This is a genomic window from Vibrio crassostreae (assembly GCF_041439375.1).
Lineage (GTDB): Bacteria > Pseudomonadota > Gammaproteobacteria > Enterobacterales > Vibrionaceae > Vibrio > Vibrio crassostreae_D.
On sequence record NZ_JBGONY010000011.1, the window covers coordinates 1 to 22,397 of the forward strand.

General features: G+C 42.7%; 26 protein-coding genes and 1 other RNA gene. 13 read left to right on the forward strand and 14 right to left on the reverse strand.

The window, feature by feature from the left end; all coding sequences use genetic code 11:
- Window positions 1–110: 110 nt before the first annotated feature.
- On the reverse strand, window positions 111–656 hold the full coding sequence (locus ACED45_RS06940) for a hypothetical protein (protein WP_371713603.1): 546 nt from the start codon (window positions 654–656) through the stop codon (window positions 111–113).
- Window positions 657–756: 100 nt separating this feature from the next.
- On the opposite strand from ACED45_RS06940, the gene ACED45_RS06945 reads away from it, so the two are divergent.
- Window positions 757–1,059, forward strand: coding sequence for a helix-turn-helix domain-containing protein (locus ACED45_RS06945; protein ID WP_371713604.1), 303 nt, complete (start codon window positions 757–759; stop codon window positions 1,057–1,059).
- Between the two features lie 2 nt (window positions 1,060–1,061).
- Here ACED45_RS06945 and ACED45_RS06950 read toward each other — a convergent pair whose 3' ends face one another.
- From ACED45_RS06950 to ACED45_RS06975, 6 genes are all read right to left on the reverse strand, one after another.
- Window positions 1,062–2,045: a TniB family NTP-binding protein gene (locus ACED45_RS06950; RefSeq protein ID WP_371713605.1), complete on the reverse strand. Its 984-nt coding sequence runs from the start codon at window positions 2,043–2,045 to the stop codon at window positions 1,062–1,064.
- Entirely contained in the window at window positions 2,045–2,977 is a 933-nt protein-coding gene (locus tag ACED45_RS06955) for a hypothetical protein (protein ID WP_371713606.1), read from the reverse strand. Before ACED45_RS06955 ends, ACED45_RS06950 begins: the two co-directional genes overlap by 1 nt.
- A 306-nt stretch (window positions 2,978–3,283) precedes the next feature.
- Window positions 3,284–3,952 carry a hypothetical protein gene (locus ACED45_RS06960; protein ID WP_371713607.1) on the reverse strand — a complete coding sequence of 223 codons (669 nt, stop codon included), beginning with the start codon at window positions 3,950–3,952 and terminating at the stop codon, window positions 3,284–3,286.
- Window positions 3,953–4,579: a Tn7 transposase TnsA N-terminal domain-containing protein gene (locus ACED45_RS06965; protein WP_371713608.1), complete on the reverse strand. Its 627-nt coding sequence runs from the start codon at window positions 4,577–4,579 to the stop codon at window positions 3,953–3,955.
- 124 nt (window positions 4,580–4,703) lie between these two features.
- An RNA gene (gene ffs / locus ACED45_RS06970) (signal recognition particle sRNA small type) lies at window positions 4,704–4,800 on the reverse strand.
- Window positions 4,801–4,996: 196 nt separating this feature from the next.
- The gene (locus tag ACED45_RS06975; protein ID WP_048664232.1) at window positions 4,997–5,740 is read right to left on the reverse strand and encodes a hypothetical protein; all 744 of its coding nucleotides are present in this window, start codon (window positions 5,738–5,740) and stop codon (window positions 4,997–4,999) included.
- Between the two features lie 214 nt (window positions 5,741–5,954).
- On the opposite strand from ACED45_RS06975, the gene ACED45_RS06980 reads away from it, so the two are divergent.
- The 9 genes from ACED45_RS06980 to ACED45_RS07020 all read left to right on the forward strand — a co-directional run bounded on the left by ACED45_RS06980 (window position 5,955) and on the right by ACED45_RS07020 (window position 11,321).
- Complete coding sequence (locus ACED45_RS06980) at window positions 5,955–6,257, forward strand: MGMT family protein (RefSeq protein ID WP_048664234.1); 303 nt, start codon at window positions 5,955–5,957, stop codon at window positions 6,255–6,257.
- 72 nt (window positions 6,258–6,329) lie between these two features.
- A complete protein-coding gene (locus ACED45_RS06985) occupies window positions 6,330–7,700 on the forward strand; it encodes a tyrosine-type recombinase/integrase (RefSeq protein ID WP_371713609.1) in 1,371 nt (456 codons plus the stop codon).
- Between the two features lie 200 nt (window positions 7,701–7,900).
- Window positions 7,901–8,128, forward strand: a complete 228-nt coding sequence (locus ACED45_RS06990; RefSeq protein WP_371713610.1) for a hypothetical protein — start codon at window positions 7,901–7,903, stop codon at window positions 8,126–8,128.
- Window positions 8,129–8,246: 118 nt separating this feature from the next.
- Window positions 8,247–8,513 carry a hypothetical protein gene (locus ACED45_RS06995; RefSeq protein WP_371713611.1) on the forward strand — a complete coding sequence of 89 codons (267 nt, stop codon included), beginning with the start codon at window positions 8,247–8,249 and terminating at the stop codon, window positions 8,511–8,513.
- Window positions 8,500–8,763 carry a hypothetical protein gene (locus ACED45_RS07000; RefSeq protein ID WP_371713612.1) on the forward strand — a complete coding sequence of 88 codons (264 nt, stop codon included), beginning with the start codon at window positions 8,500–8,502 and terminating at the stop codon, window positions 8,761–8,763. The genes ACED45_RS06995 and ACED45_RS07000 overlap by 14 nt, the downstream gene beginning before the upstream one ends.
- Window positions 8,760–8,915 carry a hypothetical protein gene (locus ACED45_RS07005; protein WP_371713613.1) on the forward strand — a complete coding sequence of 52 codons (156 nt, stop codon included), beginning with the start codon at window positions 8,760–8,762 and terminating at the stop codon, window positions 8,913–8,915. The genes ACED45_RS07000 and ACED45_RS07005 overlap by 4 nt, the downstream gene beginning before the upstream one ends.
- Complete coding sequence (locus tag ACED45_RS07010; protein ID WP_371713614.1) at window positions 8,881–10,320, forward strand: primase-helicase family protein; 1,440 nt, start codon at window positions 8,881–8,883, stop codon at window positions 10,318–10,320. Before ACED45_RS07005 ends, ACED45_RS07010 begins: the two co-directional genes overlap by 35 nt.
- Before the next feature lie 146 nt (window positions 10,321–10,466).
- Window positions 10,467–10,655, forward strand: a complete 189-nt coding sequence (locus tag ACED45_RS07015; protein WP_371713645.1) for a hypothetical protein — start codon at window positions 10,467–10,469, stop codon at window positions 10,653–10,655.
- 168 nt (window positions 10,656–10,823) lie between these two features.
- Complete coding sequence (locus tag ACED45_RS07020; RefSeq protein ID WP_371713615.1) at window positions 10,824–11,321, forward strand: hypothetical protein; 498 nt, start codon at window positions 10,824–10,826, stop codon at window positions 11,319–11,321.
- A 22-nt stretch (window positions 11,322–11,343) separates the two neighbouring features.
- Here ACED45_RS07020 and ACED45_RS07025 read toward each other — a convergent pair whose 3' ends face one another.
- On the reverse strand, window positions 11,344–11,634 hold the full coding sequence (locus tag ACED45_RS07025; protein ID WP_371713616.1) for a hypothetical protein: 291 nt from the start codon (window positions 11,632–11,634) through the stop codon (window positions 11,344–11,346).
- Window positions 11,635–12,261: 627 nt separating this feature from the next.
- Here ACED45_RS07025 and ACED45_RS07030 point away from each other — a divergent pair.
- Window positions 12,262–12,807 carry a recombinase family protein gene (locus tag ACED45_RS07030; RefSeq protein ID WP_371713617.1) on the forward strand — a complete coding sequence of 182 codons (546 nt, stop codon included), beginning with the start codon at window positions 12,262–12,264 and terminating at the stop codon, window positions 12,805–12,807.
- Window positions 12,808–13,084: 277 nt separating this feature from the next.
- Here ACED45_RS07030 and ACED45_RS07035 read toward each other — a convergent pair whose 3' ends face one another.
- Window positions 13,085–13,525 (reverse strand): YbaY family lipoprotein, encoded by a 441-nt coding sequence (locus tag ACED45_RS07035; protein WP_048664235.1) that lies wholly within the window; start codon window positions 13,523–13,525, stop codon window positions 13,085–13,087.
- Window positions 13,526–13,693: 168 nt separating this feature from the next.
- On the opposite strand from ACED45_RS07035, the gene tesB reads away from it, so the two are divergent.
- Window positions 13,694–14,554: an acyl-CoA thioesterase II gene (gene tesB / locus ACED45_RS07040; RefSeq protein WP_048664245.1), complete on the forward strand. Its 861-nt coding sequence runs from the start codon at window positions 13,694–13,696 to the stop codon at window positions 14,552–14,554.
- A gap of 113 nt (window positions 14,555–14,667) precedes the next feature.
- Here tesB and ACED45_RS07045 read toward each other — a convergent pair whose 3' ends face one another.
- Both ACED45_RS07045 and ACED45_RS07050 read right to left on the reverse strand, forming a co-directional pair.
- Window positions 14,668–15,333, reverse strand: coding sequence for a hypothetical protein (locus tag ACED45_RS07045; protein WP_371713618.1), 666 nt, complete (start codon window positions 15,331–15,333; stop codon window positions 14,668–14,670).
- A 71-nt stretch (window positions 15,334–15,404) separates the two neighbouring features.
- A complete protein-coding gene (locus ACED45_RS07050) occupies window positions 15,405–15,860 on the reverse strand; it encodes an Lrp/AsnC family transcriptional regulator (RefSeq protein ID WP_029223439.1) in 456 nt (151 codons plus the stop codon).
- A 147-nt stretch (window positions 15,861–16,007) separates the two neighbouring features.
- Between ACED45_RS07050 and ACED45_RS07055 the strand changes: the two genes are divergently transcribed.
- A complete protein-coding gene (locus ACED45_RS07055) occupies window positions 16,008–17,075 on the forward strand; it encodes a PLP-dependent cysteine synthase family protein (RefSeq protein ID WP_371713619.1) in 1,068 nt (355 codons plus the stop codon).
- Window positions 17,076–17,163: 88 nt separating this feature from the next.
- Here ACED45_RS07055 and ACED45_RS07060 read toward each other — a convergent pair whose 3' ends face one another.
- From ACED45_RS07060 to ACED45_RS07070, 3 genes are all read right to left on the reverse strand, one after another.
- Complete coding sequence (locus ACED45_RS07060; protein ID WP_048658194.1) at window positions 17,164–17,484, reverse strand: DUF1244 domain-containing protein; 321 nt, start codon at window positions 17,482–17,484, stop codon at window positions 17,164–17,166.
- A gap of 123 nt (window positions 17,485–17,607) precedes the next feature.
- The gene (vexH, locus tag ACED45_RS07065) at window positions 17,608–20,721 is read right to left on the reverse strand and encodes a vibriobactin export RND transporter permease subunit VexH (RefSeq protein ID WP_048658193.1); all 3,114 of its coding nucleotides are present in this window, start codon (window positions 20,719–20,721) and stop codon (window positions 17,608–17,610) included.
- Complete coding sequence (locus ACED45_RS07070; RefSeq protein ID WP_371713620.1) at window positions 20,721–21,797, reverse strand: efflux RND transporter periplasmic adaptor subunit; 1,077 nt, start codon at window positions 21,795–21,797, stop codon at window positions 20,721–20,723. The genes vexH and ACED45_RS07070 overlap by 1 nt, the downstream gene beginning before the upstream one ends.
- Window positions 21,798–22,397: the final 600 nt, after the last annotated feature.

Genomic DNA, 22,397 nt, shown 5'->3' on the forward strand with positions numbered 1-22,397 from the left:
TTTGAAAAGCGAAATGTCGCTTAGCTAAGTGTCCAGTCTGACTGGAGCAGATCACTTGTTTGAAGTGAATTTCTCGATAACTTGAGCTGCACACTCGGCTTGCCATGCTCTTAACATTGAGGAGCCTTACTTTGCGCGACTTGCATCCAGTTGGTTAGTGCATTAATTCTGCCTAATAGCTTGGCTGAGCGTTCTCTTGCCGCATTAAATAGCGGCTGCATATCTTGCTTATTGTTTGGGAAACGCGTTAACAACGATTGGTATTCCTCAATCTCGCCCAAAGTAATCGCCAGTTCGCCTTCATGCTGCTTCTTCTCTTGCTCTAGTGCATTTAGAGAGCACTCTGGAGTTTGAACAGCTATTGAATCGACCTTAGCTTTCCTATTTCGAGCCGATCTAGGCTCAATTGTGAGCGCTTTGAATTCGTTAGTTTGATGGTAACGTTTGTCTCTGCGAGTCCCAATAACAGAAAGCCAGCCTTTCTCCTCAAAAGATAGAAGTTGCTTATAAACATACTTCCGCGCGTCGTCCTTGCTCGGGAAAGATGAAGTACCGTTTAACAAAGCATCCCTAGCTTCTGTGACGGAGAAATTATCCATCCCTTTTTCAATCAATAGTTTAAACATGTGAGGGTTAATTCTGGTTACTTTCTTCATGTGACTCTTACAGGCAAAAAAACTTAGGATTGCTAAGTATACAAAAATCAGTAAAACTTAGACAATCTAAGTTATCTAAAGGTTGAAAAGAAATGTGTAAGTGCAAAAAGACAACCCTATCCCAGCGAGGCTCAAAGCTGCGCGTAAAAAAGCCAAGATCACCCAAAAAGATTTAGGGGTGAAAATCGGTATGGAGCAAAGTTCTGCTAGCGGTCGTATGAATCATTACGAAAAAGGCAGGCATGTACCTGATATTGGTACGCTTGAGCGCATGGCTGAAGAGTTAGGTGTGCCGCTGAATTACTTTTTCTGTAGGAGCGAATTGAGCGCTGAGTTAGCGTGCGCCATTGATAAGATGAGTGATGAAGAGAAGGCGGTGTTGCTGGAAAAGCTGAGAAGTTAGCTTTAACCTAATAGTTGCTTCATTGATAGGTTGTTAAATATCTGACCGACAAACTTTAATTCACCAGTCTCTGCATCAGGCACATATTCCTCATAGGATTCAATCTGCTTGATCGCTAAATCGTCAATTTCGACAGTAAAAGGGTTTGATACATCTATCCCAAAAATCGCTTCATAGCCTATTGCAAAGTCACCAACTCGAATAACTAGCTGTTTTGCTAATAATGCTGACTCTAATGCTGATGCAATGAGTTCTTTCAGCATTCCCACCATTCCATGACTGGCCGCCAATAACCTCATTGCAAGATCGACATCTGTTAGATCTATCTCAAAAGGCATAGGTACTGAGGTCTCCATCGCCTCTAATAAATCCATGTAACGATCCATTGATACCTCATCTGTTATTTTGATGTATGGCAGCTCTCGTTTGACCATAATCCGTCTTTCCCACTGAGAGTCTTCCAATATCAACTTAGCGCTTGGGATACCGACAAAAACAATTGGCAACCGGCAATCATCACTGATCATCTTAAGACGATCCCTAATATTTTGCCTTGCGTTGTGTGTTGTACATTCAAACAGTTCCTGGCACTCTTCGATCACTATTAATTTTAAATCCGTTTGTTTAATACACGCACTGACATACGTCTCCAAACCAATATCCGACGCTTTAGCTTTACGGTTTTTATAAACACTGAGTTCTTTCGCTATCCAAAGCAAGGTCTCATGTAGAGTTGGTTTAACTCTAGTTATTAGCACTTCCTTTGCTGAAAGATTGTTAGCAACATAATACTTAATCAGAGCCGATTTCCCTGCGCCTGTACCACCAGTTAATAACATAGAGGGTACGAACGTTCCAAACTTCCTGCGTTTAATTATCCAATCAAGACCTGAAAATACTTTCTCTACTTCGGGGTAGGTAGTGAAGGAATCATGATAATCCGACAAAACTAAATCAATATGAGAGTTGGACATTGGTTGGGACACTAACTGCTCCTCTCTTTTTTGCGTCGATTCCATCTAGCACGAAAATCATCGATCGGCTCCACTTTGTTTGCGTTTGATTCCTCTTCGTGAGTAACTAAAGTAGGAATATTTGATTTATTACTAGAACTATCGCTATTAACCCCAATTAACTCCGCAGTTTTTTTAGTTCCACTCGCCTTTCGTGTTCTCTCAGGTAGGGACATCTCTCTTAGGTTCGCTTGCTCACTTTTGATGCGAGCATGTAAAGCCATTCTCGCTTTAGCCAACGATAACGCGTTGATCTCTCCCTTAATATAATCTCGGTGTGTTTTCACTAACCTTTGATGCTCGCACAGACTCAGGTTATCTGTATACCCATCAGAATTTTTACTTGGTACTTCTATATAGCCTGACAATTCTTCGAGATAAACATAGATAGTAGATAGATCATCGGGGTCAATTTTTATTTTCTTCCTCCGAGACTGTTTGGTCTGGGGGTATTGTTTTCTATATTGCTCTAGCGCTACAGAATCATATTCTAAGTGTTTGTACTTAATGCCTTTGCTCGTTAGCGCTCCGACATGAAGAAGCCCCATAATGACACTAAAAGCTTTTTCTTTTTCCGCTAAAAGCTGCATTGGAGGCAGTACTTCAAAACTTTTCTGCCAATACAAGTTAGGTATACGAGTGTTTCTCGTATCTGGTTTAGCATTATGAACATCGACAATCCAACGATGCAGCTCTTCAACAAATACACTAAAGCGCATAACTGCGTCTTTTTCTGGTTTATAGTCTTCTTTTTCAAGCACATTAGAAAATGTTTTACCCGGAACCCAACCGACCATACCTTGGATTATTTCACCAAACTTTCTCTCCACGAAAGGTTTTAACCATGGCTTTCTTACCTTGTTAAAGACAATATTTATACCTGATTCAGTACAAGCATCCTCCAAGCTTTTGGACCAAAACTCTGCACCATTATCTACAACCAGATTTTCTATCTTTCCACTGCATAGCCATTCATTTTGAAATTCTATAGGTAACGATGAAATGTAGTCTTTTTTCTTGATAGAGTGGAGAATAGCTTTTGAAGCAGAGACATAACTTGGAGCTTTGAAGCCTAAATGAAAACCAATGATACAACCACTAAAGACATCTACTAAGAGTGTTAGATAGGCTCTACCTAAGGGGATCAGTAACTCATCATGAAGTAATATTAAGTCTAAAGGGGTGTGATCAATCTCGACTCGCTCTAAGATTCAAGTAGGCATTTGTACTGATTGATAATAATGATAAAGCTTGTCGGCATAATACTTTCCATGTCGAGCTAGTGCTACGCTATATGGCTGTTCTTTCTTGATTCTGTTCTTAAATGATTCGTATGAGACCGTGGGTATTTTTCCAAAAATTATCGTTTCGTTCGCTATTATTATTTCGTCACAATAGACTTGATACGCTGCATTTATTGAAGGTCTAACAGCATCGAGAAACCGCTCTAAAGCTCTTTCGTAATATACTTCATCTCCCGTAACCCTCGGTTCCCGATTCCCCTTCAAATAATTCTTATCAACCAAACTTGTAAAGCTTCCATGGCTGCCACTGAATGCTTGATGCCACCTTATTAGCGTCTTATAACTTGGCTTAGGAAGTGAAGTTTTATCGATATGTTGGTCAATGAGCGGATTGAGGTTTTTTGGAGTCCACCCACCTTTGAGATCTTTATGAACCAAACAAAGCAATTTATACCGTTGTAGCGCTTTTTCTTTTTGTTCCGGAGGGAATGAAGCCAAATCTCGTTCATAAGTCTTTGTATTATCTAACGAGTCATACTGGAGTTGAGTGCGTTTCGTCTCAGGCAGTGACAAAAATTCCTGTTCTGCCTCTTCAGAGTGTATAGGGTCGAACTCATCCTTAAAATGCCGACTCATTTAGTTAACCGAAATAATGCTATTTTCATTTAGCATCTCTAAGTCAAAATCTGTTCTAGCTTTTCCAACAGAAATTAAGCGAAGAACTGAAGCAAAAACCTCTCCTATAGAAGAACTGACCCTTTGGGCCAGTTCATAAATTTTGATAACTTTTGAAATCAGCAGCTCTTCTAGAACAGCGTCTGTTAGCGAGTCTCCTTCAATACACCCACTGTAACGATGCACCATTTCACTATTTTTTAAGAAATAACCCGTTCGAATCTGCTTGTCTGTAACCAATATCAAATCAAACCCAAGCTTTTTTGCGGCTTGCTTACGTGCTCGGAACTTAAGTTTAAATTCTTTACTTAATGTCTTTGAATAGGGTTTAGTTTCAACAAAGCTATAACAACCGTCTGTATAAATAACAAAAAAATCAGGGGTATAAGGTAGTTGCTTGCCATCAAAGTCATAGAGAAACCCTTTAGGTTGCGATTCAAAACTCACAACATCGGCATCATACTCGAAATGGTAGCAACAATCTTTTTCTAGGCTTCCCTCACACATAATCGTATCTTTGTTCTTTGCACTAGCAAACTTAAAGATATTTTTATTCGGTGATGGTTTACGAAGATTACGAATATACATACGCGTCCCTATTTTCGTTGTAAAAAAACAACTAAATAAAGCATAGGACACTTTATGACTTTTAAAAGGACAGGTTATGTTTTTTTGGGACAGGATATGGTTGTAGCGACATTCATAAAGGGTGGGAACCCAGCCACATCCCGGCACACAAGTCACTCGCTGCGGCTGCTCCCTTCCAGGCCTGACCGAGTTCACGAGCTATTGTTGCGGGAGGACCAGGCCCCCATAGATTCGTTTTCTAAGAGGCTTGCCTCAAAGAGTGATTGGATTATTAAGCATCACAGCAACCATTGCAAGCCCTTCCACCCTATTTTTGAACAATTACGGTCTAAGTGCTTATCCTTTATTCAAACCACTAGAAAATCGCAGGTAAATTCACCATTTACCTGCATTTGGAAAGTTTGGATTGCTGAAGTACTAGACATCGATGTCTTCATTATCTTCTGTACGAATGATGTAGTCAGTCATCCACGCGGTACCTAATAGACACAACCACACCACAAAGACAGGGCTTGGAACTTCGATACTTGGAGTAATTACCAGAGCCGCAAAACCGACCGTTGGCAGTGTCCAACATAATAGTTTATTCCAGCGGAACGTTTTCAAGCGCGTCAGCGTTTCCATTGATGCCATGATGCCCGTTATACACAAGGCCACCAAAGCAGCATAAGGTAAATCGGCTATCCATAATGGAAGTATTAAGCCTAATGACCACCAGCTGTGTCGGCTGGCTGGCTTAAGGTGATTTGCCGCCCACCAAATTACGATGATAGATAAGGTTTGAAGTGTGGTAACCCACGGGACGCCTTCAAGCTTGCCTGCTGATTGCGTGACCATGATTCCGACCTGCAACGTAGTCACGATCAAGCCAGAAATAATCACGACCGACAAACTACTGCGTCTTGAGAAGACCACCATCAATAGCGGGAATAGTACCCACGCACTGACAGACAGCGTGATGGGCTGCAAAGGAAGGGTTAGACCATAAGTAGTCATGGAAACAAGCAAAGCTAATCCAGCTATGCCCCCCTGCGGTAAAATCCATAAGGCAGGAATTACCATTGCAAGCACCGGGATATCTCCCTCACTTAAACTGATTGCTCTCGCGCAAACAACCGCTAATAATGTGGTGATCAAGAACTGAAACGTTGAAAATACCATAGCCCTCTCCTTCTACCGATCCGTGGTACCATACCAATCGTAGTAATTAACTGGTCACCCTAGCTTGTTAAAAAACTCGATAACCTCGTTAGATTTTTTGATTGGAGAATAACTACTTATCAAAAAAATCTGCCTTGCTCTCAAGCTTTTTCCCTGCGCTATTTTTGAACACTTACTTACTGTGATTGGTATTTATGAACTAGGAACATTTAGTATGGACCAATTTTTGAGCCAAATCTTTGCTGTGATTCACCAAATTCCATATGGAAAAGTAACAACTTATGGAGACATAGCACGTTTTTCAGGATTTCCGGGCTATGCGCGCCATGTTGGTAAAGCGCTGGGTAACCTACCAGAAGGTAGCAAACTGCCTTGGTATCGAGTGATCAACAGCAAGGGAGAGATCTCTTTAAAGGGCGATTCATTCGACCGACAAAAGCGGCATTTGGTTAAAGAAGGGGTTGAAGTGAGTGATGCCGGAAAGATCAAACTAAGAATATATAAATGGCAGCCCTAGAGCCGACACTTAACCTAAGTCCCTCAATAATTTACAAATTGGCTGTAATTTGTCACACAAAGAGTGTCACACATGAACATACAGCACACTATCCGCAGAAATGATATTTTCTATTTCAACCTACGTCTACGATCAGGCAATATTTCCCGTGTCAGTTTAAAAACAGACAGCCCAAGACAAGCCAAGTCTTATGTAAAACAAATTCTCAAGGAACTTTCTCAAATGGACAAAGAACAAATCACCAAGGAACTTCTTCACAGTATCGTGTCACAGGTAATATCTAAGCTAACCCCTTTGGTATCACCAACAACCACCAGCCATACATTTCTTGCAGAAGAATCAGCCCCTATCCGTATCAAAGCAGCAACCAACGCCCTATTATCCTTAAACCATTCATGGCACGATGCCCCAATCAACCACGACTACATTCACCACCACTTATCCCAAGTAAAAACGGCTACTCACAAGATCCTAGAATCTCACTCTATGGGTAATCACTCCGAGGTAATATCTGGTGTATCAGCCTTACGTAAAATGTACGTCCCTGACAACGTCCCTTCACAGCCCTCTGAACAGATAACCACTTCAAAGCATTCCCTTACTCTTGAACAGGTATCCCAACAATTCCTAGAACACCTAGCCACACGCCTTTCTAAAATCTCTCTCAAGAATAAAAGGTCTTATCTGCTCCATACCTTAAAGTATTTCGACCAAAACCACCCTATAACCGAAGTAGACCACAACTACCTTGAAGAGTGTTGGCACTCGATGTTGTCAGCAGAAACCAAATCCACCTCTTTACTTAAAAAGCGTAAAACCGCCCTTAAAGACTTATTCATTTACTGTATAAAGCAATCCCTCATTACTGCTAACCCTTTAGATTTAGCCGACCTTGATATATCAGGAACTAAAACCGCCCGAACAATGTTCCCACCTAAGATCCATCAATCCATAATTTCATATTGTAAATCCGACCTATCAAATACTAATGCTTGGGGCGTTCTTATCATGGCTTATAGTGGTATGAGAAATTCCGAAGTATCATCTTGTAAACTACTTACCCGTGACAACATCCCCTATTTCCACATCAGCGAAGGTAAAACAGATAACGCCTCCCGTAGAATTCCCGTCCACCAGTCCTTACTAGACCTTGGTATTGAAAACATCTTCCCCACCTTAAAAGTAAACCCTGCCTACCTAACCCTTTATTATAACCAAACCCTAAAACCCACTCTAGACATCCCCACAAACGATTCTGAGGGCAGTTTGTATAACTTGTATAGCTTACGTCATAACTTTATAACAGCCCTTCAAACGCTTCCTAGCGCCTCTCAAAGCTATGTAAAAGTATTAGTCGGTCACAAGGATATAACCAGTAACTATACCCACCTATCCACCAGCAATTTACCCGACCTCCAAGCCATAATAAACCAACTCAGATAATTTTAACTTTGTCAAGAATATTTATTGAGAATCATTTGCGTTTACAGACAACCTCGTGCTATAATTACTAGTATAGATAAGGGATTGAGAGTGATTACTTTCTTCCCTAACTAAATGAAATAATACAATTTGACCTACACTGTCTGCGCTCAATCCAGACTGGTGGGTTTTCTGCATCCTAAATTCGAGGTATCCCTTTTATGAAATTACAATTCGAGCAAGAAATTGCTAAAGCTTTTACACACTGTTTTGGTGGTCAGTACAACAACATGGTCTTTGTGTCCTGCATCCTTTCAGACATTCCAGTATCAGACATCATCGCCAACCCTTTTAACTTTGGTTTACAAAACTTATCCCGTGCCACCATTTACAGCACATATAGCCGCACCAAACGCAAACTTAGAGACGGTGGTTTCATCAATGACTAATGATTTTACTTGTTACCTTATCGGCTTTGCCCTTGGTGTATTAGCAAGCCACCCATTAACAGCAACACTCGCAAACGACCTCTTTAACCTTTTCACTCAATTTAAATAAGGAAATCCCATGCCAATTAAAAAACAAGCAGACCTTCCCCAAATTAAGTTCAAACTCGCTGAACTCTTCCCAACTCTTGAACTTTTAATCCAATACCTTCAAGCCCGTTTCGTCTCGTTCAATGGTTGTCTACTCGACACTTACCAAGCGACACCTACTCAAGTGAAACCTGACGACATTCTCGACCTTATGAACCAAAGCGGCCACTACGGTATTAAGAAAGCCACCATCGCTAGTCTCAAACTCAAGGAACTGGTACTGAATGAAACTGAGTAAACTTACATACCATAACGTGGGTGATTATTACGCCCACCTCTACAAACAGATTGAGCAAGCCGGACACTTTCACATTCACGCAACCACCGCCGAAGTCCTGATCCACTCAGTGTTAGGTCTACCCCGTAATCAGATCCACTCGATACTAGTTTCAAAATTCCCCAACCGTAGGTTTAACCCTCAATACGTTAAGAGCATTGCCAACAAATACCGAGAAATCATTAAAGAGCTAAAGGAAACCCTTTCATGAAATACAAAATCCCTCATAAGTTACTCGACCTGATTATGGAGGAGGCGAGACAGAAAAACGTTTCACCTTTTACCCTAATCGAAGCAGCACTAAATAAAGAATTTAAGGAGTCAAAGAATGACCGCACTGTTAGCCAACAATCTGATCGCTAATCTCAAAGCAAAACAGCAAGCCCGTAAAAAAGTTTTATACCCAACTAAGGCAGATTTCATCCGGTATATGCAGTCTCGATATGTTCAGGTTAATTCGACTCTTGTGGACTTAAAACGTCCTGACAATACCCCGAAGGTGAAAGACCTTGAAGTAAAGATGTTAAATTCTGGATTCTTCAAAAAGGATGATGCCACGTTATCGACTCTTAGCTTGGTTATGGTAGATGACAAGGAATATAACCCAACATTGCCACCCCTTTGGTATGACGAACAGAACGACCTTTCATTTCTTAATACGTATCAGCCACCATCGAAACGAACCTTAGAACCCTCACCAGAGTTTCAACAGATTTGGGATGATTACATGGCTTTGTTAGCTCGTGATCCTTCTGAACGTCCTTTACTGGTTAAATGGTTAGCTCACCAAGTGCAATGTAATACTCGTTCAAAGATCGCCCTGTTACTTTACGGTAAATCTACTGGTACGGGTAAAGGTACACTTCAAATGATTCTTTCAGAACTCCACGGTGACAGTAATAGTTTCAAGCCTAAAGATTCAGCCGCATTTATGACAGGTCGATTTACTCCAGAACTTGAAGGTAAGACTCTACTTATTCTAGATGAGCTTTATCACGATGGTTTAAAGGTAGCGAACAACGCCAAGATTATGATCACAGATGACAGCATGGATGTAGAACCTAAAGGTAAAGGTTTCCGCAGAATTACAGCCTACTTCGATATGATTGCAGCAAGTAACAAAGAACACCCTATTTGGTTAGAACCTACTGACAGACGTTGGTTGTGTTTCAATGTCCAACACGATAACCCGTTATTACCACCTTCTGACCCAGAGAATGCCCGTAGTGTTGGAGTAGTAAGAGCAATCCGTTCCTTACTAGAAGACCCAGACACCAAAGAGAACACCATTGCTATGATCCGTCATATCTTACTTGATGTAGATTTATCAGACTTTCAACCGCATATCGGTATCCCTCACACCAAGGATACAAAATCGCTCATTGTTAATAGTGGTTCAATCTCAGAAGTATCTTTTGAAAAGGCTTGGGATAGTGCATCACCTACAGAATTGTATTTCAACGCTGATGAATGGTTTACAACTCACCTTGAAGGTAAAGAGATTTCTTCCGCATCAAAATTCAACTTATTGACAAGTGTTGGTTGTGTGCAGTTTGACCCTAGCAAGGATGGGCGACCGCGACAAATGAAACTATGCCCTCACGACACTACAAAGAACGGCTCTCGTGGCTGGTGGATTACTCCCCTTGGTTTTGAGATTGGTATTACTCCAGAGATGAAAGTCGCTCAGATTAAGCAAGTAGCCACAGATTATGAACAATCTACCATAGATGACATTAGCCTAGAGGAGATGTATATCCCGATATGATAAGTAGCCAAGACCAAGCGATCGAAGATGTATCAGAATTTTTAGACAAGTATAAGGATGACATAGAACAACGGGACAACGGTTGTATAGTAAAAGTTGGAGCACCACCTAGAGTCACATTCAAAAACGTTCCAGTTTATCGACTCATGCTTCAAACCAAAGAAGAATACTCACTTTCTCCCGACGACATAGCCCGACACACTTGTGACAACCCTTATTGTTTTAACCCTGACCACATCATTATAGGCACTCGTGCGGATAACAACCGTGACCGATGCCATGACAAGTATTTTAGGAAAGCCACCCAGTCAGATATTGACACCTTATTTGGATAATCCCCCAGCATCCCCCAGCTATCCCCCACACCCTTGGGGGAAAGGAAAACCCTTATAGGACAAGGCTTCACAGCACTTTTAATTATTAATCCCCCAATCCCCCACAGTAAATCAACTCACTCTTGTGAAGGTGGGGGAACACCTGAAACATAGAACAAGAATAATATTATGAATAAAACCTCAGTTACCCTTGCATACGCTTTGAACAACGGCTACGACTCGAGAGAGGAGTGCTTGTTCCACCTTAACAATCAGTACTTAAAATCAATTCAAGATAAAGCTTACAAAACTACTTTCTATGACGAGGACGGTACACCGTTCAAAGCTTACCCTGACTTTTGGCATCCTGAATCTCGGACAGTAATCGAATTCAAAGCTCACCAACTTAACACTTGTAAAACTAAAGCCGAATCTCAGCAGAAACTCGACAAGCAAGAGGAGTTTAAAGGTTACCTTAAATTCTACGACAAACTTAAATGGGCATGGAACCATAGCCTTTACAAACAAGCCAAGGTGCAATCCTCTTTACAAAGTCTAGGACACAATATGCTGGTGGTATTTGCAGACGAAACCAAAATCTCCACCCAGAACAAAAACAAGATGGCTAAAGCAAACCTCACTTGGTGTTGGGAACGGGACTTACCTCAGTACTTAACCAATCATTAAACTGAAGCTCAGTGAATTAATTTTATCTATCCTCAATCTTGATAATTTTCATCGCCCCGTTAATTTTCTGCAATGTAAGTCTACCATGTTGGATTGTTTCCGCTTCCACTGTACGCCCTTCAGGGATACATGAGAAGGCTTTGTGTATATCAGCAGCCATTGACAAGCATCCGTTTAATTCCTCCTTACTGAGCGTGTTATAGTTGCATAGAATGACAGACAAATCATTGATGCGCGATTGTTCTTCTGTGGGGAGTTCAAAGCCTCCCCAAAGAACGTCCCATATTTGACCGCATTTTGTAAGGAACGACATTTTAAACAACCTCCGTAAGTTTACTTGATAGTGAAATCAGTATCTTATTCTACACGAAACCGCTAGTGCAAGTAGCGTTTCTCGTTTGGCTCTCACTTTCTTCTTACCAAGTTCTAACTACACTAACCCTTTGTCCTATAAGGGTTCTTACTCTAATAACACTCATTCCAGTACGAGAACCTCACTCTCACTTCTATAAGTCTCCATAATACCCCCTCACAGCCTCTCAGCGTCACTTTCCAACCCAACTAATACAATGTCTAGCCTACCCTCCCAACCTCTCCCACGTCATTCTCAGACACATTAAAAATACCTCCATTTGCTAAGAAAACCCCTCGCGCGCCTCATTTCGACAAACCTAGAAATAATACACTACCTTTTTACACCCTTAATCCCTTCAAACCCTTGTTCCATAAGGAATCCCTAATAAACCTACGTGTATAATACGTATAGATTTAAGTATAAATAATGTGTTTTTATGTGATATTAAGTGATATTAATGTACATACCTGTTAGAAACTCTATCGTAATCATTGACACTGTTAGAAACCTATTTACCTTAGTTATTGACACCTATACTCAGAGTGTTAGAATCTATGTAGTTTTTGACACCTAAGGAGTTTACACATGAGCTACATTGGATATGCACGAGTCTCAACCCAAGACCAAAACCTTTCTACTCAGATCGAACAACTGGAATCAGCAGGATGCACCAAGATATTCCACGGTAAACAATCTGGTAAGTCAGACGACAACCTTTCCAAACTCCGTGAAATGGTAGATTACTGCAGAGAGGGCGACATAGTATTAGTAACCAAGTTTGACCGCCTTGGTCGTTCCCTTAATCAGATCCTTGAAACCGTTCAAAAGCTACAATCCAAGGGTGTAATGGTAAGAACACTGGATGGACAAGTAGACACAAGTAACGATACCCCTATGGCAAAAGCTTTCACTCAACTACTTGGTGTATTCGCAGAACTAGAACATGGAATGATAACAGACCGCCTACAATCTGGACGACAACGCACAGGACGACTTGGTGGTAGACCTTCAAAGCTAACCCCTGACCAACGCCAAACAATCAAGCACCGTCACGCTCAGGGCGAATCACAAACCTCTCTAGCTAAGGAGTATGGTGTATCACGAGCAACCATCATCAACATAGTTAAATAGAGCACTGTTCGATATTTCATGGGCATATTTTCTGAGTATTGCCCCTATATTTTTTCTACTTAATACCCCTTGCGCGTAATCCTAGATATTTCTAAATCCACTCCCACAGAAAAGGGGTAGCCCTAAGACCACCCCCGATATTTTATTTTCAAATTGTCACACTCTCCGCTATCCTGTTGTAACACATCAATATATTTTAGACAGTATTACAGCCCTAGAGCTGCCATTTATCGAAAGACGTTAATTAAGATGCCTTAACAATGGCATCTATTTCTAATTAACGAACACCAACCAAGCGTAGGTCTGCTTGTTGCGTGTTTTCTACGTCTGTAATCACTGACTTAATCGTGTCAGTTGTGAAACGCAGTTTGCCATCGACATGAATCGACGCACGCATGTTGTAGCGGTGGTTAGCTTTAATCTTGTTGTTGTCGTAGCTCAGTTCGAATGCGAACGGTACTTGCTTACCATCAGTAGTGAACTCTTGAGTTGCGATAACCGTCGATGGTGCGTCAGCCAGTGAGATATCTTCTAGCGTAACGGTAACTACTGCATTCTCTGGCAATGCAATTCTTTCACGGTAGCTAACTGTTCCTGAAATCACTTGAGTGTTCTCTGCAACCACTTCTTGAGAAGCATTCGTTTCTGATGTTGCTTGGCAACCAACAAGTAGGCCAAACGATACTAAAGACGTAATAAGAATTAGAGCCTTTTTCATATTCAATTTCTCTCAACATGTTTGCCGGACTCGGCAAATCTACTCAGCAATTATAAGAGAGCTTTCATATTCTGTCTCGAAACCCTATGATTTATTGACAGATATCTGACTAAGCTAAATGATTAACACCATAATCTGACACCTATTTTACCAAGAGGCATGCTGGCGATGAGTCAACCTTTAAAAGAATTACTCAATTTACTTCAGTTAGAGAAACTAGAAGAAGGTCTGTTCCGCGGGCAAAGTGAGAACTTAGGCCTACCACAGGTATATGGCGGTCAAGTATTGGGACAAGCGCTTTCTGCTGCTCGTTATACCGTTCAAGACGACCGTAGTGTTCACTCTTTCCACAGTTATTTTCTATTTCCCGGTGATCCTGAAAAGCCAATCATTTACGATGTTGAGAACCTAAGAGATGGACGCAGCTTTAGCACGCGCCGTGTGAAAGCGATTCAAAATGGCCGCCCTATTTTCTATCTCACCGCTTCTTATCATGGCGATGCGCCAGGTTTTGAGCACCAGATTGCAATGCCTGATATTCCTGGACCAGAGAACTTTGCTTCAGAAACTGAATTAGCGAGCCACATTGCAGAATTCTTACCAGAGAAACTGCGCAAAACCTTTTGTGGCGAAAAGCCGATTGAGATGCGCCCGGTGACGGTTGTGAATCCACTCAACCCGAAGAAGACGGAAGCGAAACAGTACCTTTGGGTAAGAGCAAATGGCGCGATGCCAGACAACCAATTAATTCATCAATACCTACTTGCTTACGCATCGGATTGGGGGTTCTTAGTTACGGCGCTTCATCCTCACGAAGTCTCTATCATGACACCAAATTTCCAAGTGGCGACGATTGACCACTCAATCTGGTTCCACCGCCCGTTCAAGATGGACGAATGGTTACTTTATGCGATTGAAAGCCCAACGGCGGCGAACACTCGTGGCTTAGTGCGCGGCGAGATCTTTAACCAAAAAGGTGAGCTCGTAGCGACGGCAGTACAAGAAGGTGTGATGCGTTTTACTAAGTAACGGATAAACGCTTCTTACAAGCCCAAAATACGCACAAAAAATAGAGGCTAGGTTTAGTACCTAGCCTCTATTTTTAATATTAACGAAAAGTCGTTACTTCGAATCCATAAACTCTACTCAGCTTCTGGCGTAGGCTCCAATTCACCTTGCACTCGTGTTTTGATGCCATCGCCAGCGTCTCTAAGTAAATTAAATGGCGATAACACTACGCCTTTCACCGCGCCCTCTGCGGCTCCCTGAGCGAGCTCTTTACTCTTATCAGCTAACAAATTAGCTTGTGCCAAAATACCAGGGACTTCCGCTCGTAGCATTTCAGACTCAGTGACGATGACAGGAATAGTCTGTTCGCGGTAAGACTTACTTTCAGCGAGCATTGGTGGCATTACGTCTACGCGATATCGTTTTAACTCAATTAATGTTGGTGGAATAACATCAGTTCTTACCTGCTCAACTTCCGTTCGAACATTTTTAACTTCATCTAATATCGCAGGGATTTTGTTGTCGACCGACGCTACGGTTTGATTCACGTCATCGATCGTCTTTCTCACGTCTTCGACAGTATCTAAAACTCTAGGGGCTAGCTCGTCGACATGAGATGCAAACTCTAGCCACTCTTCAACTTTAAGACCTTTAGTCAATACCGATAAATCCTCAATAACCTGCGGATAAGTATCAACGATTTCACCGACTTTATTGGTAAAGGAGTAGATGGTGTAACCCAAGTAAAAAACGGCAACGGCCAGCACCAATTGGATAGCAGTCGAAACTTTTGCAAACATGAATAATCCTTTTCTTTATCGCTGAGGCAATATCTAAACTGAGAAATAGTTAGCGTAACGCTAGATTTAGCTTAAAGCGGCAATGCTGTCGTGTACTTCAATGGTTCCATCGCAAATGTCGAGGTCACATTAGATATACCATCAATACTATTCACCAAGCGCTTGTAGAAATCATCAAAGCACTTCATGTCTTTAACCTGAACCTTCATCATATAATCATATTCGCCGGCCATGCGATAGAACTCCATCACTTCTGGAAAGTCCGACACAGTATTCACAAAGCGGCCATACCACTCATGAGAATGGTTGCTTGTTTTCACCAATACGAACGCGGTAAAAGCAAGATCAAGCTTCTCAGGGTTCAGCAACGCCACTCTTTTTTCAATAATACCGTTCTCTTCAAGACGCTTCAGTCTTTTCCAACAGGGCGTGGTTGTTAGGTTGACTGCCTCTGAAATATCGTTCAATGACAGCGTGCTGTCTTCTTGCAGCAAACTTAATATCTTTTTATCTACGGCATCTATCACAGTTTCACCAAATCGTATTTAAATAGAATAATTTTCTACATTTTAGTCAAAACAAAGCAAATATGGCAAAGTTTTTCTCTCGAATTCTAGTTAAATTATAACCATACCAATTACAAGAAATTCCTACACAAGATCAGGAGAACGCTTATGTGCACTGACCATCAATGGATTAACAACGCGATTCGTAAAATTGAAGCGGACTACCAACGCTCAGCGGATACGCACCTTATCAAGTTAGACCTTCCAAGTATCGAAGGCATTGATATCTACCTTAAAGATGAAAGCACACACCCAACAGGCTCTTTGAAGCACCGTTTGGCGCGTTCTCTGTTCTTATACGCGATTTGTAACGGTTGGGTTGGCCCAGAAACAACGATCATTGAATCTTCATCGGGCAGCACGGCTGTGTCTGAGGCGTACTTTGCTCGCCTGCTTGGTCTTCCGTTTATTGCGGTAATGCCTAAATGCACAGCGAAGAAAAAAATTGAGCAGATTGAATTCTACGGCGGCCAAGCGCACCTTGTTGATCGCTCAGATGAGATTTACGATGAGTCTCGTCGTTTAGCTGAAGAACTGAATGGCCACTACATGGACCAATTTACTTACGCTGAGCGCGCAACCGACTGGCGTGGTAACAACAACATCGCGAACTCGATTTTCAATCAAATGCAGATGGAAGATCACCCTGTTCCAACTTGGGTAGTAATGAGCCCAGGCACTGGTGGTACTTCAGCAACTATCGGCCGTTTCATTCGCTACCAACAACATGAAACCAAGCTATGTGTTGTTGACCCTGAAAACTCGGTATTCCACGAATACTTCCAAACCGGCAATGCGAACGTGAAAGGCAGTACGTTCAGCAAGATTGAAGGCATTGGTCGCCCACGAGCAGAGCCAAGCTTCATTCCTGGTGTGGTTGACGAAATGCGTAAAATCCCAGACGCAGCAAGTATCGCAACGACACATTGGTTATCTGACATTCTTGGCCGCAAGGTTGGCGCATCAACCGGTACTAACATGTACGGTGTGCTTCAGCTAGCCAGTGAAATGAAAGCGCGTGGCGAGAAAGGTTCTATCGTGACTTTGCTATGTGACAGCGGCGAACGTTACCTAGACACTTACTTCAATGACGAGTGGATAAATCTGAATATCGGTGACCTACAGCCTTACGCAGCGAAGTTGGAAGCTTTCTCGCAAACAGGTGAGTTGGCTTAACCACAGGATAAGCACCGACACCAAAATTGAAAAGAGCCCTTGATGGGCTCTTTTTTTGTTCTGTTAATCAATCACTAACGACAACAAATTACTCTGGCTTCTGCTTCGCTTCAAATGCCGCTAGTTGTTCAGGCGTCGCTTTTGGTTGATGGTTTTGTTTCCACTCATCGTAAGTCATGCCATATATGCGCTCACGAGCGTCATCGATATCCAAGTCTAGGCCTTGTTGCTCAGCTTCTGCTTTGTACCACTTGCTGAAACAGTTACGGCAGAAACCCGCCAAGATCATCAAGTCGATGTTCTGCACATCTTTGTTATCATCCAAGTGTGCTAGCAGGCGACGAAAGGTTGCTGCATCAAGCTTGTCTTGTTCTTCTTGAGAAAGATCTTTGTATTTAAATTCAGCCACTTTACTTTCCTTTATTCGATTTATTGTATTAATTCGTTGAGCTCTGTTTGTTATACAAAAAAGCCTGCAATTCGCTAGGAGCAAACGCAGGCTTTTCAATATTGTTACACTATTCCGTGTTCATTAACCGTGACTGGTTCTTCCCACGTTGTCATGGCTAAGCTCTTTATTGAGCACCGCTTCGACGTGACCCGGAGAGCGTGTTGAGCCAGAAATCAGTCGGTACATCGCAGGGATTACGAACAGAGTGACCAGTGTCGCAAAGCCCATACCGAAGAAGATAACCGTACCCACAGCGACTCGGCTTTCATAGCCTGCGCCCGTTGAAGTAATCAATGGAATAGCACCTGCTAGTGTGGTAAACGCCGTCATCATGATTGGACGTAAGCGTCGAGCCGAAGCATCAATGATCGCCTTTTCAAACTCAATACCACGGTCACGAAGTTGGTTAGCAAACTCAACGATTAAGATACCGTTTTTGGTTACCATACCGATCAACATGATCATACCAATCTGGCTGTAGACATTGAGGCCTTGACTCATCAGCACCAGACCTAAGAAGCCACCAAAGATGCCCATAGGTACGGTGAACATCACCACCAGCGGGTTAATGAAGCTCTCAAACTGCGCTGCAAGTACCAAGTACGCAACTAACATCGCTAACGCAAACACCACTAAGATGCTTGATTGGTTCTCTTTGAAGTCTTTAGACTCACCTGAGTAGCTCACAGAGATATCACCCGGTAGCTGTTCAATCGCTTGCTCATCGAGGAAATCCAGAGCATCACCCAGTGTGTAACCTTCCATTAGGTTAGCTTTGATGGTCACCGACTTTTGCTTGTTGTAGTGCGACAAACGAATCGATGATGCCACTTCTTCAATGTGTGTCAGTGTATCAAGCGTTACTAGCTCGCCTGACTGAGTTCGCATGTAGATTTGGCTTAAATCGTTGGCGTTGTTGAAGCTGTTCTCATCACCACGCAGGTAAACATCGTACTCTTCACCACGGTCAACGAAGGTGGTTTCACTGCGTCCGCCAAGCATGATTTCTAAGGTATCTGAGATGTCTGAAACGCTAACGCCTAGCTCTGCTGCACGCTGTTTGTCTACAGTTACCAATAGTTCTGGTGTTTTCTCAGAGTAATCGATGTCCGCACCTTCCATCATTGGAGAGTCTTCAGCGGCTTGCTTTAAGAGCTCTGCCCACTTTTGAAGTTCAGTGTAATCAGAACCGCCAAGTACGAACTGTACTGGCTCACTTGAACCACCTTTAAAGCCCGGCATGAAAGGGAATACGCGCACATCTGGAATACCAGCTAGTGACTTACGAACTTCATTAAGTGCTTCTTGCGCGGTCACGTCACGCTCGTCCCAATCTTCGAGGATCATGATAACGAAGCCCGTTTGGTCGCCGGCATTGCCACCAAATGCTGGTGATTGAATGCTGAATGACTTCAAGAAACCTTGACCAAGCAATGGCATTAGACGCTCTTCAACGATGTCCATGTTGGCAGACATACGGTTGTAACTGGTTGCATCGGCACCACGAACAAACGCAAAGATAACACCACGGTCTTCTTGCGGCGTCAGTTGCGACGGTACTTGTTGCATCAAGCCATAACTACCGCCCATACACGCGATAATGATAATTGGAGCTGCCCAACGCCAATTTAGAGCACGGCGCAATACCGAGCGATATCCAGACTCAAGCTTGCCAAATACGCGCTCGACAAACAGATTAAAACGGTTTGGTTTAACGTTCGCTTTTAGGATTTTACTGCCTAATACTGGCGTTAACGTTAATGCAACTAGCGACGAGAAGATCACCGACATAGCGAGCAATACCGAGAACTCGGTAAACAACAGTCCAACCATGCCATCCATGAAAGAGATTGGTAGGAATACCATCACCAATACAAGCGTCGTTGCGATTACCGCGAAGCCTACTTCACGAGTACCTTTATAGGCAGCAAGCAGTGGTGACTCACCACGTTCAATGTGGTGGAAAATATTCTCAACCACTACGATCGCATCATCTACCACCAAACCAATCGACAGGATAAGTGCCATCAGAGTAATCAGGTTAATAGAGAAACCGAAGTAGTAAGCCGCAATAAACGACGAGATCAGAGATACAGGTACGGTCACCGCAGGAATAAGCGTTGCACGAGCTTGACCAATAAAGATGTAAAGCACAAGGATAACCAAGCCACCCGTGATAAAGAGCGTGCTGTAAACTTCTGAGATTGAACGGTCGATAAACACAGTTGAGTCGTAGTCGACAGCCAAACGAGTACCATCTGGCAAGAACTTTTGAATTGCTTCGACTTCTTTATGGACTAAGTCAGCCACCTCCAGTGGGTTCGCATCTGACTGAGGCACAATACCCATACTTACGTTAACAACGCCGTCACTCTTAAAGGTCGAGTTCTCGTTTTCTGCGCCAATGTAAACATCCGCTACGTCTTTTAAGTAGATAGGTGTGTTATCAGAAGCGCGTTTTACCACTAAGTATTCGAAATCTTCCGCTTCAGTGTAAGAACGAGCGGTACGAACCGACATCACAATTGCATCGTTACGTACTTCACCACCTGGGCTTTCAATGTTCTCACTGTTCAACGCAGAAGTGATGTCCGAGGTAGTAACACCGCGACCAGCCATCTGAGCAGGTTTCAGCTTCACGTACATTACTTTGTACAAGCCACCGGAGATATCCACCGAGCTCACGCCTGAGATCAAACTAAAGCGGTCAATCAACACACGTTCTGTATAGTCGGTTAACTGCGTTCGGTCCATCTCCGTCGAGCTTAAGTTGATGTAGACCGAGGCTTCACCACTGCCGTTGTTCTTATAAACAATCGGGTCATCGGCTTCATCGGGCAATGAACGCTGCGCACGAGCTACCGCATCACGAACATCACTCACACCGGTATTGAGATCGTAACCAAGCTCAAAAGTAATCGTGATACGCGACATACCGTTACGCGTTGTGGATTCGATCTCATCGATACCACTAATGCCGGATAACTGGTCTTCAAGGTTGGAGGTTATTTGGCTTTCAATGATGGTGGCAGACGCCCCCTCATAACGAGTACTGATCGATACCACCGGGCTTTCAATATCTGGCATCTCACGAACCGCAAGCTTATTGAAAGAGACAATACCAAACACAACCAATAGTAGGCTCAATACGACAGCCGCTACTGGTCTCTTTACAGAAACATCAGATAACAACATTAGTTAGCGCCTTCTTGTGCTTTTTTTTCACTTGCTGCATCAGCTGGGCGATTGACGGCAAGCTCTTGAACCAAAACACCATCACGCATATTCACTATGCCCTGCACTACAATTTTCTGACCAATGTCGATGCCTTTGTCGATCACGACTTCGTTGTCGATACGAGCACCAAGGAACACTTCGGTTCGTGTCGCTTTGTTATCTTCGCCAATGACATAAACAAAACGTTTAGTACCTGAGTATTCAAGTGCTTGAACTGGAATAATGGGTGCTTCCACCGGTGGAAACTCCATATCAGCTGCCACTAACATGCCCGGCTTTAAGTAATCATTATTGTTGTCGAAGTGAATTCGAACTCGAAGGTTCAAGGTTTCAGCGTTAATACGAGAATCAATGCCCACTACAGTGCCAGTGAACTGAGTATCTCCCCATGCACTGGTGCGAGCCGTCACTTTCATGCCTTTAGATAGCTTGGAAAGATAACGCTCAGGGATCTGGAGGTCTAACTGCATTACTGAAAGGTCATCTAAGGTCACTAGTTCAGTACCTGCTGTCACCATTTTACCGCGGCTAAAGTCGATAAAGCCGACCGTGCCAGAAAAAGGCGCGCTAATGTGTAAGTCTTTAAGATTAGCATTCGCAGCAGCTAGGCGAGCATTGGCGATCTCTACATTAGTTTTCTGAGCGTCAATTTCAGTTTGCGTGATCGCGTTGCGTTTCACTAGTCGTTGGAATTCCGCTAGCTTACGTTTCTCGTCTTTTAAATACGCTTGCGCCTCTGCAACCGCCGCTTTCGCTTTATCATCGTCGAGCTGGACCAACATCTGCCCTTTGGTGACATCTTGATTGGCCTTGATGTTGATAGAGTCCACTCTGCCAGCCACTTCAGAAGTAATCATGACAGATTGCTCAGCTTCTAACTTACCGACCAAAGAAAGAGATTGACTAACTTGGTGGATATCAACTTGCTCAGTAACAACAGTGACAGTGCTAGGGCCCATACGTTTAGCAAGTGCGGCTGGAGACGCCAAAAGAATAGACAAGCTAAGCAGGGTTAAAACAGATTTATGCTTCATAATAATGGTCTGCAAGTAAGGTTTATACCAATCACAGTGAGTCAGTGGTCAAAAATAGCGTAGGGAAAAGGCTTGAGAACAAGGCAGCATTTTAGATAAGTAGTTATCCTACAATCAAAAATTCTAACGCAGTTATCGAGCATTTTAACAAGCTAGAATGACAAGTTACTTACTACGATTGGTATTATTATCTATAAATGAAATTAACCGTATTCTATCAACTGATGAATGCTGTAACGTCAAGAAGTGTAAATCTAGATTAAATTCCATTTACGTTTCATCACGTTCTAGACACAATGAATAGAATACAGAAAGCCAATTACCTCAAGGTGTTATCTATCAGTACGTAAACCTTAGTACAGATGTTCACTTCACGAGCAATATGCGTACTTTTCGCCATCTTTGCCCAAAAAGGCAGCATTTAACACAAAACCATAAGAAAAACCCTTTACAGGTTTAGCGTGTTTGCTATGATGCGCTCCGCACTTGAGAGATGCGTTGGGAAAAACATCTCTTTAGCCTATCCATTATGAGTTAGGAAAAATCACCCTGGAGGGGTTCCCGAGTGGCCAAAGGGAGCAGACTGTAAATCTGCCGGCA